Raw genomic sequence first — 21,739 nt, forward strand, 5'->3', positions numbered from 1 at the left:
TGCAGGAGTCATTATCCTTATCCCCTCAAGAGAAGCGAAAGGATGTGATATGATATGTTCTAATAAGCTTACCGGCATGTGTGCAAAAGTACATAAATATTAGGATAGTACAGAACGATATGTCTAAAATTTACCATAAGGGTTGATGTCTATGGGTTACTTTTGCCTAAAAAAGTAATATGATTAAACCGATAACAATTTACGGGAATCCCGTACTGAGAAAAGAATGTGTGAGTATAGAGAAAACTTATCCGGGTATCCGGGAAGTCATAGAGACGATGTGGCAGACACTGAGAAATGCGGACGGTTGTGGTCTGGCTGCTCCACAGATCAATCTTCCTATCAAACTATTTGTAGTGAACAGCCGGGATAGCTATGCATATATGTCCACTAAAGAAAGGGAACGTTTCTTTGCAAAAGATGATTGCGGGATAGAAGAAACATTCATAAATGCGGAAATAACAGGATACAGTGACGAGGTATGGACTACGGGAGAAGGCTGTCTGAGTATTCCCGATCTGTATGAGGAAGTGACACGACCCTGGTCCATAACAATAAAGTATCAGGATAAGGAATTTAATGAGCAAGTCAAGGTTTATCATGGATATACGGCACGAATCATTCAACATGAGTTTGAGCATACGGAAGGGAGACTGTATATAGATCATTTGTCGCCTTTCAGGAAACAATTATTGCGGAACAAACTGGCACGTATCCTGAAAAGAAAGATAAATGCGTCATATCCAACACAAAAGTCATATTAAACCGAAGATTATGCCTGACTTTTCGTATTTTTGTTGCAAGTATCATTCCTTAAAGAGTATCCATTTCCGAATAATGCACCAAAAAAAATATGAAGCTAACCGTATTAATAGATAACAACACCTACATCGATGAATATTATATAGGTGAACCTGCCCTGAGCTATTACATAGAAGATGAAAATGAACGGAAGATTGTCGGAGTCAGGCGGTTTTCATCTATTCAAACTGTCGGAAAGGCTTACGAGAACGATAGATTATTTTCAAAAGAATAGTAACCTAAATAATGAAGTTATGAAAGCATTCAGTTTATTAGTAGCACTTATGGCTTTAAGCTCATTGGGAGGAAACAGCAACGGTTCTATGAACCTTTGTGAAAAAGCCATTGATACGAATCGCCCCAATGGATGGTATTACATCACGAGTGGTAAACAAGACAGCCTTTCGGCAGAGCCAATCGTAACGACCAAAGATTTTGCCTCCATAAGCCTCGACTCTTCCTTGAATGAACGGACAGGCGAAATGATATACCAAATTGTAGGAAGAGTAAACGAACAGTCGATTGAAGTATGGGCAGATGCAACCGAACGGTCTATAGGTAAACATATCAGCTTTGTATGTAACAATAAGGTAGTATGCAATCCTCGGGTTAATGCTCGGATTCCAAATGGCTATTTTGCTATTTCAGGCAAAGAAGCTGAGTTTAAAACACTGTACAGACAAGTTCAAGAGGACATTAGAAACGAAGAAATTTCTTCAGAACACAAGAAAGCATGGGAAGAAGCCCGCAAGGTACGCGAATCCATTACCGACTCTACCTTCCTTAAGACTAAACGTCCGATGTCCGATGATGCAATCGGTCCTTACAACTATCAGACAGGTTTTCTTGAAGACCGCGCCTACAACCGGACTGTTTACGTAATAGCTATAGACAGAGCCAAGAAGCATCTTTCCGTCAAGAATAACCAACTGGTATTGAACCTGAAATCAGGAGCAGAAATTAATATTGCAGAAGACATGTACCAATATATCACCAGGTTGTTTGTCGACTGGAATAAATGGGTGAAAGAAGGAAAATTCAAAATCATAAAAACAGAAGAAGGGTATTATGATATTGAACCTACTCCTCAGAAGAAGAAAAATTAAGATCCTTTCTCCAAACCTTTCAAAGCAGCAATAGAATCGGAAACATAAGCATTATCCGGTTCTATGGATCGCCAGTAGCAAAGAGTTCCGATCAGACGCTTCAGGTAAGCAGGATCATGAGAACCTATCCGGCGTTGATGCTCCGCAAGCCCTTTCGTCAGAATGAAATGGACATTCTTGCGTATCTCCCTCTTCTTTGCTTTGGGAATGGTCAGCTTCACGCCGGAGCTGATGGAAACGCCTGTGATAATCTTTCTCTTATGCCCACTCAGAAAACGGGTTTTCTTATGATTGATTTCAAACTTTTCCTCCCGAATGATCTGTTTAATCAGAGGCAATATCTGTTGCGCCGGAAAGACATCTCCCGAAAAAGTGAGATCATCCGCGTAGCGGGTATAAACCAGATTATATTCAGTAGCCAGTGCCGCCAGCTTTTTGTCCATCTCATAAGAAATGATATTACTCAGTGCCGGACTGGTAGATGCTCCCTGAGGCAGACATCTGCGTACACAGCATAAAGCCGCAAGCACTCTTGCAATCTTCGGTGGATATCCCATACTCTCGAACATTTTCCGTACCCGCAGACTGCATATAGAGCCAAAGAAATCATGGATATCAGTTTTCAGCACATAGGGCTTGCCCAGATGCGGCCGGACATTATCGGAAATGGACATCTTGCACCGGAAACCGGTAGCGGCGGGATGTAGATTCACAAATGATAAAACGCGATGATTGATAGTATCCTGAATGGCTTTCAGCTCTTTGTCCGGTGCTGAAATCATACGGTAGCCTCCCTTTCTTTTACCAATCCAGAATTCCCGGTAATGTCCGGGAATATCTTTCAGTATCTCTTTCAGGACCGCCTCTTCCACTCCCAACAGATTGGCACACTTCACTACTGCCTCCTCGTCGAACCATGGAATGGTGATCGGAGCAGAAGTACCAAAGTACCGGCTAAACCATCCTTTACGGGTAGTTTCTGTATCGGTAGTATCTTCCGTATTGCTGCGGTTTCCGGCTTTCCACCTTTTGTATCCTTCCTGTTTCCGGCTCGAAGAGATAATCTTGTAAATCAACAAGCCGGTGACAATCAGTACCGCTATTAGAATTCCATTCATCTTACATAACTAAAAAAGGAAGAGGATGAGTATTTACTAATGTAAATCGTGGTATTTATACCAGAGTATTTACATTTCTAAGAAAGCTCCTGAGCTTACGAGGCGACTGCACCTCTTTCCTGCTAAATCTTTTTCTCATCCTCTTCGTACGCAAAAATATATCTTTTTTCACTTATAGCGCCAAAGAGAGACAATTTATTTTAATGTAGTAATGTTTTTTTAATCAGATTCTATAACTTTGCCTCCCATAAAGAAAATATCTATACTATAATGAGTACATCCAAACACCCGAAAGGTCTTTACCTTGTCTTTGCTACCAGCACGGCAGAACGTTTCAGCTACTACGGTATGCGTGCTATCTTCATCCTGTTTCTAACCCAGGCTCTCTTGTTCGATAAGGAACATGCCGCCTCTATTTATGGCAGCTATACCGGACTGGTTTATCTCACTCCGCTCATCGGCGGATATATTGCTGATAAATACTGGGGCATCCGGCGTTCCGTTTTCTGGGGGGCCATGATGATGGCGGTAGGCCAGTTCCTGATGTTCTTCAGTGCGTCGATGCTGGATACTAAAGAGCTTTCCCACTGGTTGATGTATGGGGGACTCACCTTCTTGATTTTAGGAAATGGCTGCTTTAAGCCTACAGTTTCGTCATTGGTCGGACAACTTTATGAACCGGGAGACAGACGTCTGGACTCTGCTTATACTATATTCTATATGGGTGTAAATGTGGGTTCTTTCTTTGCCCCGCTGGTTTGCGGTTACTTCGGTGAAACGGGTAATCCCAATGATTTCAAATGGGGATTCCTGATTGCAGCGATCGTTACAATCTTCACGGTAATTCTATTTGAAACGCAAAAGAACAAGTATCTGATCGGTCCTGACGGAAAGCCGCTCGGCATTATTCCGGACGCCAAACGGGAGCAACCGAAAGAACATAAAACAGTTCAGCAAACAGCCATAGATAAAGATAAGAAGATGCGCAACAATTTGCTTCTCGGAGCACTGACCATTGCCCTTGCCTTATTCTTCTACTGGTGTTTCGGCAACGATTGGGTCAGTATAGGGATATTCACAGCCTGTATCGTCTTCCCCGTCAGCATTCTGCTGGATGGCTCTCTGACAAAGATAGAGCGTGACCGTATCTTCGTTATTTACATTATCGCTTTCTTCGTTATATTCTTCTGGGCAGCCTACGAACAAGCAGGTGCTTCGCTCACTCTTTTTGCTGCCGAACAAACCGACCGTACAATCCTCGGTTGGGAAATGCCCGCCTCTTGGATACAATCTTTCAATCCGTTCTTCGTAGTTATATTGGCAGCCATTATGCCCAGTGTATGGGGTGCGCTGAACAAACGAGGCATGGAACCGGCTTCCCCCACCAAACAAGCTATTGGTTTGTTGCTGCTCTCACTGGGATATTTAGTCATTTGTTTCGGTGTGAAAGATGTACAGCCTGGTGTAAAAGTCAGCCTTATCTGGCTAACCGGACTTTATTTCATCCATACTATGGGAGAAATAGCCCTCTCCCCTATCGGTTTATCCATGGTAAACAAACTCACCCCTGTCCGTTTTGCCTCTCTTATGATGGGAATCTGGTATCTTGCCACCTCTACAGCCAATAAATTTGCAGGTACTTTAGGCGGCCTTTATCCCGAAGACGGGAAAGTGAAAACCCTGCTCGGATTCCGTATTGAAACCATGTTCGACTTCTTTATGGTATTCGTTATCATGTCCGGCGTAGCCTCTCTTATCCTCTTCCTGCTCTCAAAGAAATTACAGAAGATGATGCATGGAGTAGAATAAAAATCGTATTTTTGTGCCAATTTTAAAAATCTATCCCTTATGGACACCATACAAATAAAAGACAAAAAGTTCACTGTTTCTATCAAGGAACAGGACATTCTGAAAGAAGTAACCCGCGTTGCAAATGAAATCAATCGCGATCTGGCTGGTAAAAATCCTCTATTTCTCAGCGTCCTGAACGGCTCGTTTATGTTTACTGCTGATCTGATGAAAAACATTACTATTCCCTGCGAGATTTCTTTCGTGAAGCTGGCTTCTTATCAGGGGGTGTCCTCTACCGGAGTTATCAAGGAAGTGATCGGTATTACCGAAGATCTGACAGACCGCACGGTAGTGATTGTGGAAGATATTGTAGATACTGGCCTGACTATGCAACGTCTGCTGGACACGCTGGGCACACGTAACCCGAAAGAAATCCACATCGCTTCGTTACTGGTGAAACCTGATAAGTTGAAAGTAGATTTGAATATAGAATACGTAGCCATGGAAATTCCCAATGACTTCATTGTAGGTTATGGATTGGATTATGACGGCTTCGGGCGCAATTATGCGGACATTTATACAGTGGTAGATTAAAGAAATCGAATACTACGTATAGAGCTATAGGCCATACCTGAACCGGGTCAAGTCCGTACCAAGTCCGTACCTGCTCCGTAAAAAGATACCTTTGCACGGAGAAGATACGGACTTGGTACGGACTTGATACGGAGCAGACCTTGCTCAAGGCTATCAGGATAAGGCTAAATTATGGTGCGTACAAGAGAATTTTGAATTAGGTATAATAATAAGTAACAGTTAAATTGTAAATCACAAATGTTGAACATTGTAATTTTCGGTGCTCCCGGTTCAGGAAAGGGAACACAAAGTGAGAAAATCGTAGAAAAGTACGGTATTAACCACATCTCAACCGGTGACGTGTTGCGTGCTGAAATCAAGAACGGCACAGAACTGGGCAAAACAGCTAAAAGTTATATCGATCAAGGCCAGTTGATCCCTGACGACCTGATGATTGATATCCTTGCAAGTGTATTCGATAGTTTCAAAGACAGCAAAGGTGTAATCTTCGACGGTTTCCCCCGTACGATTGCACAGGCAGAAGCTCTGAAAAAAATGCTTGCTGGAAGAAATCAGGGAGTAAGCGTTATGCTTGACCTGGATGTACCTGAAGACGAACTGATGGTCCGCCTCATCAAACGTGGTAAGGATTCCGGTCGTGCCGATGACAACGAAGAGACTATCAAGAAACGTCTTCATGTTTATCATTCACAGACTTCTCCGCTGATTGACTGGTACAAGCAGGAAGGACAATACCAACACATCAAAGGACAAGGTGCATTGGAAGAAATCTTTGCTGATGTTTGCGCTGCAATCGACGCTGCAAAGTAAAGTAACACAATCATAATTTAGAGCGCGGTAATACCCATGAAAATGATATTACCGCGCTTTGTTATTCTCCCGTCTGCCCTAAAATAACAAGTAACTATTTCACGATCTTCTTTTTATATTCACGCGGGGTACATTGGATTTTCTTAAAGAATGTAGCATTAAACCGGGCTATAGAATTGAATCCACATTCGTATGCAATGTTGGTAATGCTCATGTCTGTAGTCAGTAATTTACGTTGTGCATGAGCTATTCTTAACTCAGCAATATAGTCACTTATTGTAGTACCAAATGCCTTCTTAAATATATGATTGGCATAATCAGGGTGCAGACCTACTGCATCACCGATATCATTGGCTTTAATATCATTACAATAATTCTTAGTAAGATATATGGTTATTTTTTCGTTGTGTCGCAAGTAAGTGATATTCCCTTGGGGCAGGTAATTTATCTCTATTTCATTATGCCTATCGTATCTGGGCATAACACGGGGTATCCATGTCTCACATGTAAGTCCATAAGGTTTAAACTCCTCACGGAACTTATCAAAACTGTAACATTTCTCGGAATTCATTATATTCGTATATAAAAATAGAGAGTGTTATTCACATTTTGGTGGTAAATTTGCAAAAATAATCTTTAAACGCCATGAAAAAAGTACTTTTCTTCTTTTTCTTTCTTACAGCATGGAGCCTTTATTCAGAGGCGCAAGTGGCTAATGAGGACAAACATCGGCTGATTGTAACCACTGATTTAGGGGGAACTGATCCGGATGATATCCAGTCAATGATACACTTGTTATTATGCTCAAATGTAATCGACATTGAAGGGTTAATCAGTTCACAAGTCTGGATGGATGACCCAGATAAAACAGCTAAAATTTCAGAGGTAGTAGAACAATTTGGAGAAGTTCTGCCTCGCTTGAATAAACATGCAGAAGGGTATCCCAGTTTGAATCAACTGCGGGCAATTATTAAACAAGGGCAACCTTCCTCTAACATGACCGGAGTAGGTCAAGGTAAAGATTCTCCGGGATCAAAACTGATAATCTCGGTAGTTGATAAGAAAAAGGATCAACGCCCCGTATGGCTTGCAGCTTGGGGTGGAATGAATACGATAGCGCAAGCTTTATGGAAAGTGAAGCATACACGTAGCGAGAAAGACCTTAAGAAGTTTACTGCAAAAATCCGCATATATGATGTTCTAGGGCAAGATGATGCCGGAGCCTGGATAGCCAAGAACTTCCCGGAAATAGTATATATCAGAAACAAAGAATTATATGGTTGGGGACCATCCGATCAATGGCTTAAACAGAATATTCAAAGTCATCAGCCATTAGGCAAGCATTATCCTGACCGGAAGTGGGCAACGGAAGGTGACTCTCCAGCTTTCTTTTATGTATATGCAAATGGCCTGAACGTACCCGATTCACTTGAATATGGAGGATGGGGCGGTCGTTTCTCCAATCAAAAGACGAGTGGTATACGAGGTATGGATTTTATAGTGCGCAGCGGGAAAGATGAAACGCAATATGACCCTTATTATATGCATGGAAGCTGCAAAGAGGGCTGTGCCGCCATCAACAAATGGCAGCAGCACATCTGGAATAATTTTGCAGCACGTATGTTGTGGACTACAACCGATGATTATAAAGCGGTGAATCACCATCCGCATGCAGTGCTTGATGGAGACCGTTCGCTAAAATGTATCTTTAAGAAGGTAAAAGCCGGAAATTCCATGGTTTTAGATGCCAGCGGTTCAACTGATCCTGATGGTAACAAACTGATATACAATTGGAGTGTTTATACTGAACCAAGCAGTTACAAAGGTGAAGTAAAAATAGAAGGGGATAATGCGGAAAAATGCAAAGTGCATATTCCTGCTGATGCTGCGGGCCAAAACATACATATCATTTTAGAATTGACGGATGAAGCGACTCCGGCACTTACCGTTTATAGACGAGTAGTGCTAAAAATAAGTTAGAAATGCCCTCCGCTACGGATTAATAAATAAAAAGGAATAAAAAAGTTTGAGGTAGTCTTGGAGAATCGTTACTTTTGCATCGAAAAAGAAAATAAGTATTTTAAAATCAATCGTAAGGAAAGAAATGGCTGAATCGAACTTTGTTGACTACGTAAAGATATATTGCCGCTCCGGAAAGGGCGGACGAGGCTCTACGCACATGAGGCGTGAGAAATACATACCCAATGGCGGCCCCGACGGAGGTGACGGAGGACGAGGAGGTCACATTATCCTGCGCGGTAACCGTAACTACTGGACGCTGTTGCATTTGCGCTACGACCGCCATGCACTGGCAGGACATGGAGAATCCGGTTCCAAGAACCGCAGTTTTGGTAAGGATGGAGAAGATAAGATTATTGAAGTTCCCTGTGGCACAGTGGTATACAATGCCGAAACAGGCGAATATATCTGTGACGTCACCGAGCATGGACAAGAAGTTGTTCTGCTGAAAGGCGGACGCGGCGGACTGGGTAACTGGCACTTCAAGACAGCCACCCGTCAGGCACCCCGCTTTGCACAACCGGGCGAACCGATGCAGGAAATGACAGTAATCATGGAGCTGAAACTCTTGGCAGACGTAGGTCTGGTAGGCTTCCCGAATGCCGGAAAATCAACCTTGCTTGCTTCCGTATCTGCCGCCAAGCCCAAGATAGCCAACTATCCATTCACCACATTGGAACCCAACCTGGGTATTGTTTCTTACCGTGACAGCAAGTCGTTTGTCATGGCGGACATTCCCGGTATCATTGAAGGAGCCAGTGCAGGAAAAGGTTTGGGATTGCGCTTTCTGCGCCATATCGAGCGTAATTCTCTGTTGCTCTTCATGGTGCCTGCCGACAGCGACGATATTCGGAAAGAATATGAAATCCTGTTGAATGAGCTGAGCACTTTCAATCCTGAAATGCTGGACAAGCAACGAGTACTTGCCATCACCAAGAGCGATATGCTCGATCAGGAATTGATGGACGAAATAGAGCCTACACTCCCTGCAAACGTTCCGCATGTATTCATTTCTTCCATTACCGGTATGGGACTTTCCGTGCTGAAAGATATTCTTTGGGAAGAGTTGAATAAGGATAGCAACAAAATAGAAGCTATCGTTCACCGTCCGAAGGATGTAAGCAAACTCCAGCAAGAGTTGAAAGACATGGGTGAGGATGAGGACCTCAGCTATGAATATGTGGAAGATGACGAGGACGTGGAAGACCTGGAAGACTTTGAGTATGAGGAAGAGGACTGGGAGGATGACAAGCAATGATTGCTCTGACAGAAGATAAACGAATGTTGGGATACGGGGTTATGACACCGTACTCCAACATTTTTTGTTTCGCAACTACCCGCCGGGGAGGTTTCAGCAAGGGAGATTATGCCTCTTTCAACTGTACGCCTTACACGGGGGATAATGCGGAATCTGTCCGTCGCAATCAAGAACTACTCTGCAGCTCCATGCCTCAACACCCTAAAGAATTAGTCATTCCATTCCAGACACATGGTACAAAGGTAGAGGTGATTGATGAAAAGTATCTCAATGCCACATCTGACGAGCGAACGGTCATGCTGCAAGGGGTGGATGCACTAATCACCAAGGAACCGGGTTGCTGCATTTGCATTTCTACGGCAGACTGTATTCCTATCCTGTTGTATGATCGCAAGAACCAAGTGGTAGCCGCCGCCCATGCAGGTTGGCGGGGAACGGTAAATTACATAGCCGGACACACTCTCGACAGGATGCGGGCACTCTACGGAACCGATGGAAAAGACGTAATCGCTTGTATCGGCCCCGGCATATCCTTGCCTTCTTTTGAAGTGGGCGAAGAAGTGTACGAAGCTTTCCGCATGAACGGTTTTGCAATGGATTATATATCAGAATGGAAACCGGAAACACATAAGCATCATATCGACCTGTGGGCTGCAAACCGGATGCAGTTGCTCGACTTTGGCGTACCCGGCGAGCAAATAGAGACATCTGGTATTTGCACTTATATGAGACATGAAGAATTTTTCTCGGCAAGACGGCTGGGGATTAAATCAGGACGTATACTATCGGGAATTATGATAGTAGACACAAAACCATAACTTTTTAATATGAAGAACATTTTGTCCAAAGGGCAACTATCGATTCTCATTGTACTGGGAATTTTGATTCTTGACCAAGTCATAAAGATTGAGGTTAAAACGAATATGTTTTATAATGAAAGCATTCATATCACAGATTGGTTTTATCTTCGCTTTATAGAAAATCCCGGTATGGCTTTCGGTATGCAGATAGTGCCTAAAGCCATTCAGACTATTGCCCGCACAATATTTGCTATCGCAATTGGATGGTATATCGTCATACTTATTAAAGCTAAATATAAGCGTGGTTATATTGCATGTATTTCGTTGATACTGGCAGGAGCTATCGGGAATATCATCGACAGCATATTCTATGGCGTTATTTTCAGCAAGAGTACACCCACCGAGATTTCTACTTTCGTACCTATAGGGGAAGGATATACCGGTTGGCTGCATGGAAAAGTGGTCGATATGTTCTACTTTCCTCTTTTTGAGTTTAACTGGCCAGGCTGGATGCCATTTATAGGAGGAGACAATTTTGTATTCTTCAGTCCGGTATTCAATTTAGCGGATGCTGCCATCAGTTGCGGAGTGATTATCTTATTTTTGTTTTACATGAAAAGTTTAAATAGTAGTTTTAGTTTATGTACCAGATCACCGTATCAGAAGAAATAAAAAATGCCTGCCCCATCTTCAAAGGTGCAGCCGTCTATGCAGAAGTTACCAATACAGCCTTTTGCGAAGGACTTTGGGAAGAAATCAACACTTTCACCCGAGAACTGACTTCCACTACCCAGCCGGAGGACATCAAACTGCAACCCGCCATTGCAGCTACCCGCGAAGCTTATAAACGCTGCGGCAAAGACCCAAGCCGTTACCGTCCTTCTGCCGAAGCCTTGCGCCGCCGTCTGATGCGCGGAATTGCCCTTTACCAAATAGATACACTGGTTGACCTGATTAATCTGGTATCCCTGCGCACCGGTTATTCCATCGGTGGTTTCGATGCGGACAAGATACAGGGCACTGACCTCAAACTGGGAGTTGGACGCGCCGAAGAACCATTCGAAGGTATCGGACGGGGTGTGCTGAACATCGAAGGACTTCCGGTCTATCGCGATGCTGTAGGCGGTATCGGTACTCCTACCAGCGACAACGAACGTACTAAAATGGATTTAGGTACCCAGCATATCCTTGCCATCGTCAATGGTTACAGCGGACAGGAAGGTCTGCGGGAAGCTGCCGAGATGATACAGGAATTACTGAAAAAATACACTTCCTCGAATGGAGGAGAAATTATCTATTTTGAATAACAAGAAAGACCTTTAATCATGAACATATTCTTTCTACTACTATCATTCGCACTGGCTTATACTCCGCCTGAAGAGAAACCAAGCTTCTCGCAAATGGAAATCAATCATATCCGGGTTACTACACCGGGGCTTTTCGATAACGAAAAATTGTTAGAATTGCATCTGGAACAAATACCTGACACCGCTTATTGCTTTCCGCTTCCCGGAGGAAAAGTGATTTCTCCTTACGGACGTGGTGGCGGCCGTCACTCGGGCATTGATATCAAGACTTGCGCCAAAGACACGATACGCAGTGCTTTCGATGGCATTGTACGTATGTCGAAGCCTTACAGTGCTTACGGCAACGTAATCGTTGTGCGCCATTCTTCGGGATTGGAAACGATATACAGTCATAATTTTAAGAATCTTGTTCAGAGCGGTGACGCCGTTAAGGCCGGACAACCCATTGCACTGACCGGACGTACCGGACGGGCCAGCACCGAGCACCTTCATTTTGAAACCCGCATCAACGGGCAGCATTTCAACCCCAATCTCATTTTCGATTTCAAAGAAAGGACACTCCGCAAAGAGTGTATTCACTGCACCAAGAATGGAAAAGGCGTCATCGTGAAGCCTGCAACAAAAAAAACAGCCGGAACCAGCTAAGTATCCAAACGTTTCACTAAATTTGCAACTGTTTTACCTATAAAACGACATGAACTTATAAACAATTCAATGATAGAAAAACTGATTGTTCTTGAGGATATCGACCCGGTTATCTTTTACGGTGTGAATAACGCCAATATGCAGTTGATAAAAGCTTTGTACCCCAAACTGCGCATTGTTGCACGCGGCAATGTCATCAAAGTGTTGGGAGATGAAGAAGAGATGTGCGCATTCGAAGAAAACATTACCAAGCTGGAAAAATACTGCGCCGAATACAACTCATTGAAAGAAGAGGTGATCATCGATATCATCAAAGGAAATGCACCGCAAGCAGAAAAGTCGGGTAACGTCATCGTATTCAGCGTGACAGGCAAACCGATCATCCCCCGCAGTGAAAATCAGCTTAAACTGGTAGAAGGTTTCGCCAAGAACGACATGGTATTTGCCATAGGTCCTGCCGGTTCGGGAAAGACGTATACTGCCATTGCCCTTGCCGTACGTGCCCTCAAAAATAAAGAGATCAAGAAAATCATCCTCAGTCGTCCCGCCGTGGAAGCCGGTGAGAAGCTTGGATTCCTGCCCGGTGACATGAAGGATAAGATAGACCCGTATCTGCAACCGTTGTATGACGCCTTACAGGATATGATTCCGGCTGCCAAGCTGAAAGAATACATGGAACTGAATATCATTCAGATTGCTCCCCTCGCCTTTATGCGCGGAAGGACGTTGAATGATGCAGTCGTAATTCTGGATGAAGCGCAGAACACCACTACCCAGCAGATCAAGATGTTCCTCACCCGCATGGGTATGAACACCAAGATGATTGTAACGGGAGATATGACACAGATCGACCTGCCCTCTTCCCAGACTTCGGGACTGGTACAGGCACTCCGCATCCTGAAAGGTGTGAAAGGCATCAGCTTTGTGGAACTGAACAAGAAAGATATTGTACGTCACCAATTGGTAACCCGCATTGTAGATGCCTACGAGAAATTTGATAAGGAAACCAAAGCCGAACGGGAAAAAAGAAAACTCACCACGGGATAACACAGAGTCTCACAGAGCAGAAAAGAACTCTGTGAGACTCTGTGTCACTCTGTGGTGAAAACCATAGAAAATATCCAAATCATAAATATAACAATGATGAAAGCATTAACAAAAACTGATTTCAATTTTCCGGGACAGAAAAGTGTGTACCACGGAAAAGTACGCGATGTTTATAACATCAATGGTGAAAAGCTGGTTATGGTAGCAACCGACCGTATCTCTGCATTCGACGTTGTTTTGCCGAAAGGCATTCCTTTCAAAGGACAAATGCTGAATCAGATTGCAGCCAAATTCCTGGATGCTACTACTGACATTTGCCCTAACTGGAAGACAGCTACACCCGACCCGATGGTAACGGTAGGTGTGATGTGCGAAGGTTTCCCCATCGAAATGATTGTACGCGGTTATCTTTGCGGTAGCGCATGGCGTACTTACAAAAGCGGTGTACGCGAAATCTGTGGTGTGAAGTTGCCCGAAGGAATGAAAGAAAACCAGAAGTTCCCCGAACCCATCATCACCCCGACTACGAAAGCTGAAATCGGTGAACACGACGCAGACATTTCAAAAGAAGAAATCCTTGCTAAAGGTCTGGCTACTCCCGAAGAATATGCCGTATTGGAGAAATACACCATGGCACTCTTCAACAGAGGAACCGAGATCGCGGCAGAACGTGGTCTGATTCTGGTAGATACGAAGTATGAATTCGGTAAGCACAACGGTACTATTTACCTGATGGATGAAATCCATACACCGGACTCCAGCCGCTACTTCTACTCTGAAGGTTATCAGGAACGCTTTGAAAAAGGCGAAGCACAGAAGCAACTTTCTAAAGAATTCGTTCGCGAATGGTTGATGGACAATGGTTTCCAGGGCAAGGAAGGACAACAAGTTCCGGAAATGACAGACGAAATAGTAGCATCCATCAGTGAGCGTTACATTGAACTGTACGAGCATATCACCGGAGAGCAATTCGTGAAAGAAGATACCAGCAACATTGCTTCACGTATCGAGAAAAACGTAACGGAATACTTAAATAAGTGATAAACGGTTTAGTGATAAGTGATTAGTAGATTTATTAATCACTTATCACTAACCACTAAACACTATCAACATGGATTATCCCCAGGAACATATCAAACCTTACGGTGAAGACGGAAAGAAGAGTGAACAGGTAGAAGAAATGTTCGACAACATTGCTCCTGCTTATGATAAGCTGAACCATACCCTTTCATTAGGCATCGACCGCAGTTGGCGCCGGAAAGCGATCCATTGGTTAAAGCCTTTCCAACCAAAGCGCATCATGGACGTAGCCACCGGTACAGGTGACTTTGCCATTCTTGCCTGCCGCGAGTTGCAGCCTGACGAACTGATAGGCACCGACATCTCAGAGGGAATGATGGACGTGGGACGTAATAAAGTAAAACAGGCGCACCTCTCGGACAAAATATCCTTTGCCCGGGAGGACTGCACCTCTCTCTCATTTGCCGATGACACGTTCGATGCTGTAACCGTAGCGTTCGGTATCCGCAACTTCGAAGGGTTGGACAAAGGGTTGGCGGAAATGTGCCGCGTGCTGAAAACCGGAGGACATCTCGTCATCCTGGAACTCTCCACACCGGACCGTTTTCCGATGAAACAGCTTTTCACCATCTACTCCAAAGTAGTCATCCCCCTGCTCGGCAAATGCCTGTCAAAAGACAATAGTGCTTACACCTACCTGCCCCAAAGCATCCGTGCTTTCCCGCAAGGCGAAGTGATGCAGGAAGTTATTCGCAAAGCAGGTTTCAGTCAGGTTAATTTCCGCAGACTGACATTCGGTATATGCACTCTTTATACTGCGACTAAATGAAATGATTATTGACATAGCACACTAAGAGAATTATGCAGAAATACGGTTTAATAGGCTATCCGCTGAGACATTCGTTTTCCATCGGATATTTCAATGAAAAGTTCAAATCGGAGAATATCGACGCCGAATATGTAAACTTTGAGATACCCAACATCAATGACTTTATGGAAGTCATTGAGGAAAATCCCAACCTCTGCGGACTTAATGTGACCATCCCGTACAAGGAGCAGGTCATCCCCTTTCTTGACGAACTGGACAAAGATACCGCAAAGATCGGCGCAGTGAACGTCATCAAAATTATCCGCCAGCCGAAGGGAAAAGTAAAGCTTGTCGGCTACAACTCGGATATCATAGGATTTACACAGTCCATTGAGCCTTTACTGCAACCCCATCACAAGAAGGCGCTGATTCTGGGCACGGGCGGTGCATCCAAAGCCGTCTATCGCGGACTGGCCAATCTGGGCATTGAGAGCGTATTCGTATCGCGTACGAAAAAGGAATCGTCTTACCTCACTTACGACGAACTGACACCGGAGATCATGCAGGAATATACTATTATCGTAAACTGTACGCCCGTAGGCATGTATCCTAAGGTGGATTTCTGTCCGGATATTCCTTATGATCAATTAACTCCCAACCATTTACTCTACGATTTGTTATATAATCCCAATGAAACCCTTTTCATGAAAAAGGGAGAGGCTCACGGCGCCGTTACTAAAAACGGACTGGAAATGCTGTTATTGCAAGCATTTGCCGCATGGGAAATATGGAACAAATAGAGTGAAAGGAAGGAAAGATGAAGAAAGGTATCAAGTACAGTCTGCTCGGACTGTTAGCAGTTATCATTATTGCCCTCACAGGTGCGAGTTTCTACATGCTCGGCTACTCGCTGAGACCGGAGCACAACAAAGGGAAAGATATTCCCGGCTCCTACGAGTATATGCTCAGCGAGTACCCGCAAATCAAGCCTTGGATAGATAGTTTGCAAACTGTCGGTGCTTTACGGGATACCTTTATTATCAATCCTGAAGGGGTGCAACTGCATGCCATTTACGCAGCCGCTCCCGAACCTACTCACAAAACAGCCGTCATCGTGCATGGTTATACGGACGATTGCATCCGTATGCTGATGATAGGTTACCTTTACAACAAAGATTTAAAGTATAACATTCTGCTGCCCGACCTGCAGAATCAGGGATTAAGCGAAGGTCCTGCCATTCAAATGGGTTGGAAAGACCGGCTGGACGTATTGCGCTGGATGGACATTGCCAACGATATTTACGGCGGAAATACCCAGATGGTAGTACATGGCATCTCTATGGGTGCCGCCACCACTATGATGGTATCCGGTGAGCCTCAACAACCTTTTGTGAAATGTTTTGTGGAAGATTGCGGTTATACCAGCGTATGGGACGAATTCTCCTACGAGTTGAAAGGGCAGTTCGGGCTGCCTCCTTTCCCGTTGATGTACACCACCAGTTGGCTGTGCAACGCGAAATACGGCTGGAACTTCAAGGAAGCTTCTTCGCTGAATCAGGTCAGGAAATGCAAACTGCCGATGTTCTTCATTCATGGCGATGCAGATACATACGTGCCCACCTGGATGGTATATCCCCTCTACGAGGCAAAATCGGAACCCAAAGAATTGTGGCTTGCCCCCGGTGCCACACACGCCATGTCCTACAAGGATCACCCGGAGGAATACACCGAACGTGTGAAGAATTTTGTAGGAAAATACATCTATTGATGTGATTTTTCCTATATTCGCCACACAAATACATTAGTATGAAAAGATTAATCTCCATAAGTTTATTCCTATGCCTGCTGCTATCCATGCAGGCACAGAAGGTCTATACTACAGACAATATCCCCAAAGTACATCTTCAGAACAAAATGCGCTATGTCTGCAATCCGGACGACATCCTCTCTCAGGCTGCCTGTGACAGCATCGACCGTATGCTGTATGCATTGGAACAACAGACCGGCATTGAGACAGTAGTTGCCGTAGTTCCGTCTATCGGCAATGATGATTGCTTTGACTTTGCACACCGCCTGCTCAATGAATGGGGTGTGGGAAAGAAAGGAAAGAATAATGGTCTGGTCATTCTTCTGGTGACCGACCAGCGCTGCATCCAGTTCTACACAGGTTATGGACTGGAAGGAGATCTGCCCGATGCCATCTGTAAACGTATCCAGACGCGCGACATGATTCCTTATCTGAAAGATGGTAACTGGGATGCGGGTATGGTTGCCGGTGTGCGTGCCGTATGCGGCAGACTGGACGGTAGCATGGTGAATGATACAGATGATGAAGAAGACATTTCCTTCTTCGGCATTCTGGCAGCAGTTATCGGATTCTTTGTTGTTGCCGGAGGAATCGGCTGGATGGCGGCACGTGCCGCAAGCAAATGCCCCAACTGCGGACAGCATAAATTGCAACGTACCAGCAGCAAAGTGGTTTCACGGATCAACGGAGTAAAAACGGAAGATGTTACCTACACTTGCCGCAACTGCGGACACAAGGTAGTACGCCGCAAACAGTCGTATGATGAAAACTATCGCGGAGGTGGCGGAGGAGGTCCGGTCATCTTTGGCGGTGGTGGAGGCTTCGGCGGAGGAGGCGGTGGCTTCAGCGGAGGCAGCTTCGGTGGAGGTATGGGAGGTGGCGGAGGTGCCGGTTCCCGATTCTGATGCACCGCAGAAATATATAAATTGTATAATCATTTAATAAAAGAAAAGTATGAAGAAATCAACTATTATCATTCTTGTTGTTTTAGCTCTCCTCGTCATTTGGGGTGTCACTGGTTATAACGGACTGGTAACTATGGATGAAAACGTAAGCGGACAATGGTCAAACGTTGAAACACAATATCAACGCCGTGCCGACTTGATTCCGAATCTGGTTAGTACGGTAAAAGGATACGCTTCTCATGAAAAAGAAACTCTGGAGGGTGTGGTAGAGGCTCGCAGCCAGGCTACTCAAATTAAAGTAGATGCGAATGATCTGACTCCGGAAAAGTTGGCTGAATACCAGAAAGCTCAAGGTGCGGTAACTTCTGCATTGGGTAAGTTGCTTGCCATTACTGAGAACTACCCCGACTTGAAAGCAAACCAGAATTTCCTGGAACTGCAAGCTCAATTGGAAGGTACTGAAAACCGTATCAACGTGGCACGTACCAACTTCAACAATGCAGCAAAGAACTTCAATACTGCCATCCGCCGCTTCCCGAAGAACATTCTTGCAAGTCTGTTCGGTTTCGAAAAGCGTGCTTACTTTGAAGCTTCCGAAGGAGCTGAAACAGCACCGCAGGTACAGTTCTAAATAAGTATATCCCTACCGTAACAAACGGTTCTATAAAAAACAAGTACCCCTTCCACCCATCGGGAACTCCGATCTATTCGAGTTTCCAGGGTGGAAGGGGTACTTGCTTTTTGAAAGATGACTACTGCAAATCCGTTATTGCCTCTTTCAATTCTTTTATCCCGCTCCATGCTTTGAGGAACAAACGAATTCCTATCAGCGTTCCTACGACAAGACCAGTCCAGGCACCTATCAATATATAACGATCCCCCATTTGGGACATATCCCATATCATACTTGCCAGTAAAGGTACGGCACACAACACACTCACAGCTATCCCCACTTTGAAAGACATCCGGAAACGACTCTCCGCCAGACACACTTCACGCACAGTCATCTTCAGGCAATCAATCTTCCTTAACAGCAACATCCATGTGAATTGCCGGGCTATTATCACAGCTACAAACAGAAACAACAGCACCCACGTTGACATGCTAAAATCACACATCTGATTATGAACAATATACCAGCAAAAAAAAGGTAAACAGATCACTACAATCGTAAATCGACGCAACACACGATCCTGTACCTGCTTTACTTTACTGACCACCTTATTATTTAATTGCTGGCGCTGGTCCATTTCCAGGCGTCCGAGCCTTTCTTCCATGATATTCCAATTTTGTTTTAATTCTTCCAGTTCCATAATCTGTTTTATTTTAGCTATTCGCTTGTTTTGTAAGTTTATCCTTAATTCGTTTCAATCTTGAAGCTACGGTATTGCGCGGCACGCCGACAATTTCCGCAATCTCTTCGTAAGAATTTTCATCCAGCCACAGCAAGATGACGGCACGTTCAAACTTATCCAGTCCCGCAATGAGGCGATACATCTCTTTCAAGCGTTTGGTCGTTTCACTATCTTCTGCTTCCAAACCGTAGAGGGAATCCAAGGAAGTATGCTCGCCCCGGCGTTGCTGCTGGCGATAGAAGGAGATACAGGTATTCAATCCCACGCGGTAAATCCACGAAGAAGGTTTACCCTTTCCTTCATAACCCTCGAAGCCTTTCCAAAGGTTTATTACTACATCCTGGTAGAGATCTTTAAAATTATCTCCATCCGTTGCATACATGTAGCAGATTTTATAGATCACTCGCTTGTATTCCTCGATGAGGGAAGTGAACTGTTTTTCCTTATTATTCTGTTCCATCTTAAGATAGTCTTTTATACATAAGACGCCCGATTTGGATATTAGTTGCAAAAGGGAAGAAAAAAACAAATTAAAGCTGTTTTCACGTTCAGAATTTGCCATCTTTCGCCACCGCATTGGCAAAGTTCTGCCATCATGCTGGCAAAGCCTTGCCATCGAAGTGGCAAAGTATTGCCAATGCGGTGGCAAAAGATAGACAACTCACTTAGAGTCCACTGTTCAGTAGGATTAGTTACAAAGATTTTATAGTTTATTTCTACCCCACTCTATATATACTCTTACATAAAAAATGTATCTTTGTGGCGTATTTCTTTCATAGGAAAGAGATATATTTTGCGATTTGGAGATATCATTTTATTATTCGTAACTTCTAAAATCTGGTAAATTTCTACAAGAGCGAATAATAAGTGGAAGTCTCCACGTCTGGGCTGCGTATAACTTTGTTATATACACTCTGGCGTGGGGCTATTACTTATTATTTTCTTGACGGGTTTACCAGAGCCTTGGAGTTGAATAATAATGTTAATAGTTCCCACGTCTCTTATTTTATAGTCAGAGAAATAGGAACACACGACTAACCCTTAAAAAACTTATAACACGATGAATGAACCTCTTACCTGCTCCTGTCAGATGAAAACCGACTTAGAAAACTCAGCCGATGCATTTTCTTTTTTCAAAGAGAACTACCCTTTATCCAGTATTACGAATAATCTGAATACACTTTCCAAGCAAGAACTGCGCTGTGCTTGTTGCTTGATGGGGACTGTCTTAACAGGAATATCCCAGAAGAAAACAATTTGGGAACGATTGAAAGTAAAGAAGTAATATTCGAAAAAGAGAATGAATTCTCTTTTTACTCATAAAATCGAGATTTTGCACTATCTTTGCACATTCAATTGAAAAAACATATCAACTCATGAGTAACCAAAGATACATGATGCGCGGTGTCAGCGCTTCTAAAGAAGATGTGCACAATGCCATCAAGAACATCGACAAAGGTATTTTTCCGCAGGCTTTCTGCAAAATTATCCCTGACATTTTGGGCGGTGACCCGGAGTATTGCAACATTATGCACGCCGACGGTGCAGGCACGAAGTCCTCATTGGCTTATATGTACTGGAAAGAAACAGGTGATCTTTCTGTTTGGAAAGGCATCGCACAGGATGCACTGATTATGAATATCGACGACCTGCTCTGCGTAGGTGCAGTAGATAATATCCTGGTTTCTTCTACCATCGGACGCAACAAACTCCTCATTCCGGGAGAAGTAATCTCCGCCATCATCAACGGTACGGACGAATTGCTCGCCGAGCTCCGCGAAATGGGTGTAGGCGTATATGCCACTGGCGGTGAAACTGCCGATGTAGGCGACTTGGTGCGTACCATCATCGTAGACAGTACCGTAACTTGCCGCATGAAGCGCAGTGATGTGATTGATAATGCCAATATCCGTCCGGGCGATGTAATTGTAGGCTTGGCTTCTTACGGACAGGCTACTTACGAAAAGGAATATAACGGTGGTATGGGCAGCAACGGACTGACCAGCGCCCGTCATGATGTATTCTCCAAATATCTGGCAGAGAAATATCCCGAAAGTTATGACAAGGCAGTGCCCGAAGAACTGGTTTACTCCGGTGGTCTGAAACTGACGGATGCCGTAGAAGACAGCCCGCTGGATGCAGGCAAATTGGTACTCTCCCCTACCCGCACGTATGCGCCGGTAGTGAAGAAGTTGCTGGATGCACTTCGCCCTGAAATTCACGGTATGGTACACTGTTCGGGTGGTGCACAGACGAAAGTGTTGCACTTTATAGGTGACAATTGTCGCGTGATTAAGGATAATCTGTTCCCTGTTCCTCCTTTGTTCAAAACGATTAAAGAGCAGAGCAATACGGACTGGGCAGAGATGTACAAGGTATTCAATATGGGACACCGCCTTGAAGTATATCTGTCGCCCGAACATGCCGAGGAAGTAATTGCCATTAGCAAGAGCTTCGGCATCGATGCACAGATTGTTGGACGTATTGAAGAAAGCAACCAGAAAGAACTGATTATCAATAGTGAGTTCGGAGAATTCAAATACTAAAT

25 protein-coding genes are annotated in these 21,739 nt (G+C 44.2%); 21 read left to right on the forward strand and 4 right to left on the reverse strand.

All coding sequences use genetic code 11. The features are described from left to right. Positions 1 to 179 precede the first annotated feature (179 nt). The 3 genes from def (at position 180) to DWW10_RS22270 (ending at position 1,907) form a co-directional block, all read left to right on the forward strand. Positions 180 to 764: a peptide deformylase gene (def, locus tag DWW10_RS22260; RefSeq protein WP_118421136.1), complete on the forward strand. Its 585-nt coding sequence runs from the start codon at positions 180 to 182 to the stop codon at positions 762 to 764. 89 nt (positions 765 to 853) lie between these two features. Further along, a complete protein-coding gene (locus tag DWW10_RS26525) occupies positions 854 to 1,036 on the forward strand; it encodes a hypothetical protein (protein WP_259320520.1) in 183 nt (60 codons plus the stop codon). 19 nt (positions 1,037 to 1,055) lie between these two features. Further along, the gene (locus DWW10_RS22270) at positions 1,056 to 1,907 is read left to right on the forward strand and encodes a SecDF P1 head subdomain-containing protein (protein ID WP_118421137.1); all 852 of its coding nucleotides are present in this window, start codon (positions 1,056 to 1,058) and stop codon (positions 1,905 to 1,907) included. Here the strand turns inward: DWW10_RS22270 and DWW10_RS22275 are convergent. Further along, positions 1,904 to 3,025: a retron St85 family RNA-directed DNA polymerase gene (locus tag DWW10_RS22275; protein WP_118421138.1), complete on the reverse strand. Its 1,122-nt coding sequence runs from the start codon at positions 3,023 to 3,025 to the stop codon at positions 1,904 to 1,906. The genes DWW10_RS22270 and DWW10_RS22275 overlap by 4 nt on opposite strands. 270 nt (positions 3,026 to 3,295) lie before the next feature. Between DWW10_RS22275 and DWW10_RS22280 the strand changes: the two genes are divergently transcribed. From DWW10_RS22280 to DWW10_RS22290, 3 genes are all read left to right on the forward strand, one after another. Further along, positions 3,296 to 4,834, forward strand: a complete 1,539-nt coding sequence (locus DWW10_RS22280) for a peptide MFS transporter (protein ID WP_022393831.1) — start codon at positions 3,296 to 3,298, stop codon at positions 4,832 to 4,834. A gap of 39 nt (positions 4,835 to 4,873) precedes the next feature. Then, entirely contained in the window at positions 4,874 to 5,410 is a 537-nt protein-coding gene (gene hpt, locus DWW10_RS22285; RefSeq protein WP_022209252.1) for a hypoxanthine phosphoribosyltransferase, read from the forward strand. Between the two features lie 237 nt (positions 5,411 to 5,647). Beyond that, positions 5,648 to 6,220 carry an adenylate kinase gene (locus tag DWW10_RS22290; RefSeq protein WP_022393830.1) on the forward strand — a complete coding sequence of 191 codons (573 nt, stop codon included), beginning with the start codon at positions 5,648 to 5,650 and terminating at the stop codon, positions 6,218 to 6,220. A gap of 94 nt (positions 6,221 to 6,314) precedes the next feature. On the opposite strand, the gene DWW10_RS22295 is transcribed toward DWW10_RS22290, so the two are convergent. Beyond that, positions 6,315 to 6,791: an AraC family transcriptional regulator gene (locus DWW10_RS22295; RefSeq protein ID WP_022393829.1), complete on the reverse strand. Its 477-nt coding sequence runs from the start codon at positions 6,789 to 6,791 to the stop codon at positions 6,315 to 6,317. Positions 6,792 to 6,865: 74 nt separating this feature from the next. Between DWW10_RS22295 and DWW10_RS22300 the strand changes: the two genes are divergently transcribed. The 13 genes from DWW10_RS22300 (at position 6,866) to DWW10_RS22360 (ending at position 18,467) form a co-directional block, all read left to right on the forward strand. After that, complete coding sequence (locus DWW10_RS22300) at positions 6,866 to 8,200, forward strand: DUF1593 domain-containing protein (protein WP_022393828.1); 1,335 nt, start codon at positions 6,866 to 6,868, stop codon at positions 8,198 to 8,200. Positions 8,201 to 8,324: 124 nt separating this feature from the next. Beyond that, complete coding sequence (gene obgE, locus DWW10_RS22305) at positions 8,325 to 9,497, forward strand: GTPase ObgE (protein WP_022209255.1); 1,173 nt, start codon at positions 8,325 to 8,327, stop codon at positions 9,495 to 9,497. Next, on the forward strand, positions 9,494 to 10,315 hold the full coding sequence (pgeF, locus tag DWW10_RS22310) for a peptidoglycan editing factor PgeF (protein WP_118421139.1): 822 nt from the start codon (positions 9,494 to 9,496) through the stop codon (positions 10,313 to 10,315). Before obgE ends, pgeF begins: the two co-directional genes overlap by 4 nt. Before the next feature lie 9 nt (positions 10,316 to 10,324). Further along, the gene (locus DWW10_RS22315; protein ID WP_118401713.1) at positions 10,325 to 10,969 is read left to right on the forward strand and encodes a lipoprotein signal peptidase; all 645 of its coding nucleotides are present in this window, start codon (positions 10,325 to 10,327) and stop codon (positions 10,967 to 10,969) included. Beyond that, positions 10,939 to 11,604 carry a B3/B4 domain-containing protein gene (locus DWW10_RS22320; RefSeq protein WP_007212572.1) on the forward strand — a complete coding sequence of 222 codons (666 nt, stop codon included), beginning with the start codon at positions 10,939 to 10,941 and terminating at the stop codon, positions 11,602 to 11,604. Before DWW10_RS22315 ends, DWW10_RS22320 begins: the two co-directional genes overlap by 31 nt. 15 nt (positions 11,605 to 11,619) lie before the next feature. Then, positions 11,620 to 12,249: a M23 family metallopeptidase gene (locus DWW10_RS22325; RefSeq protein ID WP_373128964.1), complete on the forward strand. Its 630-nt coding sequence runs from the start codon at positions 11,620 to 11,622 to the stop codon at positions 12,247 to 12,249. A 69-nt stretch (positions 12,250 to 12,318) separates the two neighbouring features. Next, positions 12,319 to 13,296: a PhoH family protein gene (locus DWW10_RS22330; RefSeq protein WP_007212570.1), complete on the forward strand. Its 978-nt coding sequence runs from the start codon at positions 12,319 to 12,321 to the stop codon at positions 13,294 to 13,296. Between the two features lie 96 nt (positions 13,297 to 13,392). Continuing rightward, positions 13,393 to 14,337 carry a phosphoribosylaminoimidazolesuccinocarboxamide synthase gene (locus tag DWW10_RS22335; protein ID WP_061436422.1) on the forward strand — a complete coding sequence of 315 codons (945 nt, stop codon included), beginning with the start codon at positions 13,393 to 13,395 and terminating at the stop codon, positions 14,335 to 14,337. Positions 14,338 to 14,407: 70 nt separating this feature from the next. Then, a complete protein-coding gene (gene ubiE, locus DWW10_RS22340; protein ID WP_029427125.1) occupies positions 14,408 to 15,145 on the forward strand; it encodes a bifunctional demethylmenaquinone methyltransferase/2-methoxy-6-polyprenyl-1,4-benzoquinol methylase UbiE in 738 nt (245 codons plus the stop codon). 32 nt (positions 15,146 to 15,177) lie between these two features. Continuing rightward, positions 15,178 to 15,924: a shikimate dehydrogenase family protein gene (locus tag DWW10_RS22345; protein WP_007212567.1), complete on the forward strand. Its 747-nt coding sequence runs from the start codon at positions 15,178 to 15,180 to the stop codon at positions 15,922 to 15,924. 17 nt (positions 15,925 to 15,941) lie between these two features. Then, positions 15,942 to 16,892, forward strand: a complete 951-nt coding sequence (locus DWW10_RS22350; RefSeq protein ID WP_118421141.1) for an alpha/beta hydrolase — start codon at positions 15,942 to 15,944, stop codon at positions 16,890 to 16,892. Positions 16,893 to 16,930: 38 nt separating this feature from the next. Continuing rightward, positions 16,931 to 17,836 carry a TPM domain-containing protein gene (locus DWW10_RS22355; RefSeq protein ID WP_118421142.1) on the forward strand — a complete coding sequence of 302 codons (906 nt, stop codon included), beginning with the start codon at positions 16,931 to 16,933 and terminating at the stop codon, positions 17,834 to 17,836. A gap of 49 nt (positions 17,837 to 17,885) precedes the next feature. After that, the gene (locus DWW10_RS22360; RefSeq protein WP_007212564.1) at positions 17,886 to 18,467 is read left to right on the forward strand and encodes a LemA family protein; all 582 of its coding nucleotides are present in this window, start codon (positions 17,886 to 17,888) and stop codon (positions 18,465 to 18,467) included. Positions 18,468 to 18,588: 121 nt separating this feature from the next. Here DWW10_RS22360 and DWW10_RS22365 read toward each other — a convergent pair whose 3' ends face one another. Next, positions 18,589 to 19,149, reverse strand: coding sequence for a hypothetical protein (locus tag DWW10_RS22365; protein WP_118421143.1), 561 nt, complete (start codon positions 19,147 to 19,149; stop codon positions 18,589 to 18,591). Between the two features lie 13 nt (positions 19,150 to 19,162). Continuing rightward, on the reverse strand, positions 19,163 to 19,651 hold the full coding sequence (locus tag DWW10_RS22370; protein ID WP_118421144.1) for an RNA polymerase sigma factor: 489 nt from the start codon (positions 19,649 to 19,651) through the stop codon (positions 19,163 to 19,165). Positions 19,652 to 20,251: 600 nt separating this feature from the next. Between DWW10_RS22370 and DWW10_RS22375 the strand changes: the two genes are divergently transcribed. Both DWW10_RS22375 and DWW10_RS22380 read left to right on the forward strand, forming a co-directional pair. Then, positions 20,252 to 20,476, forward strand: a complete 225-nt coding sequence (locus tag DWW10_RS22375; RefSeq protein ID WP_118401708.1) for a hypothetical protein — start codon at positions 20,252 to 20,254, stop codon at positions 20,474 to 20,476. A gap of 91 nt (positions 20,477 to 20,567) precedes the next feature. Next, positions 20,568 to 21,737, forward strand: coding sequence for an AIR synthase-related protein (locus tag DWW10_RS22380; RefSeq protein WP_007215345.1), 1,170 nt, complete (start codon positions 20,568 to 20,570; stop codon positions 21,735 to 21,737). The last annotated feature ends 2 nt before the right edge of the window (positions 21,738 to 21,739 follow it).

The sequence above is a fragment of the Bacteroides intestinalis genome (genome assembly GCF_003464595.1).
Classification (GTDB): Bacteria; Bacteroidota; Bacteroidia; order Bacteroidales; family Bacteroidaceae; genus Bacteroides; species Bacteroides intestinalis_A.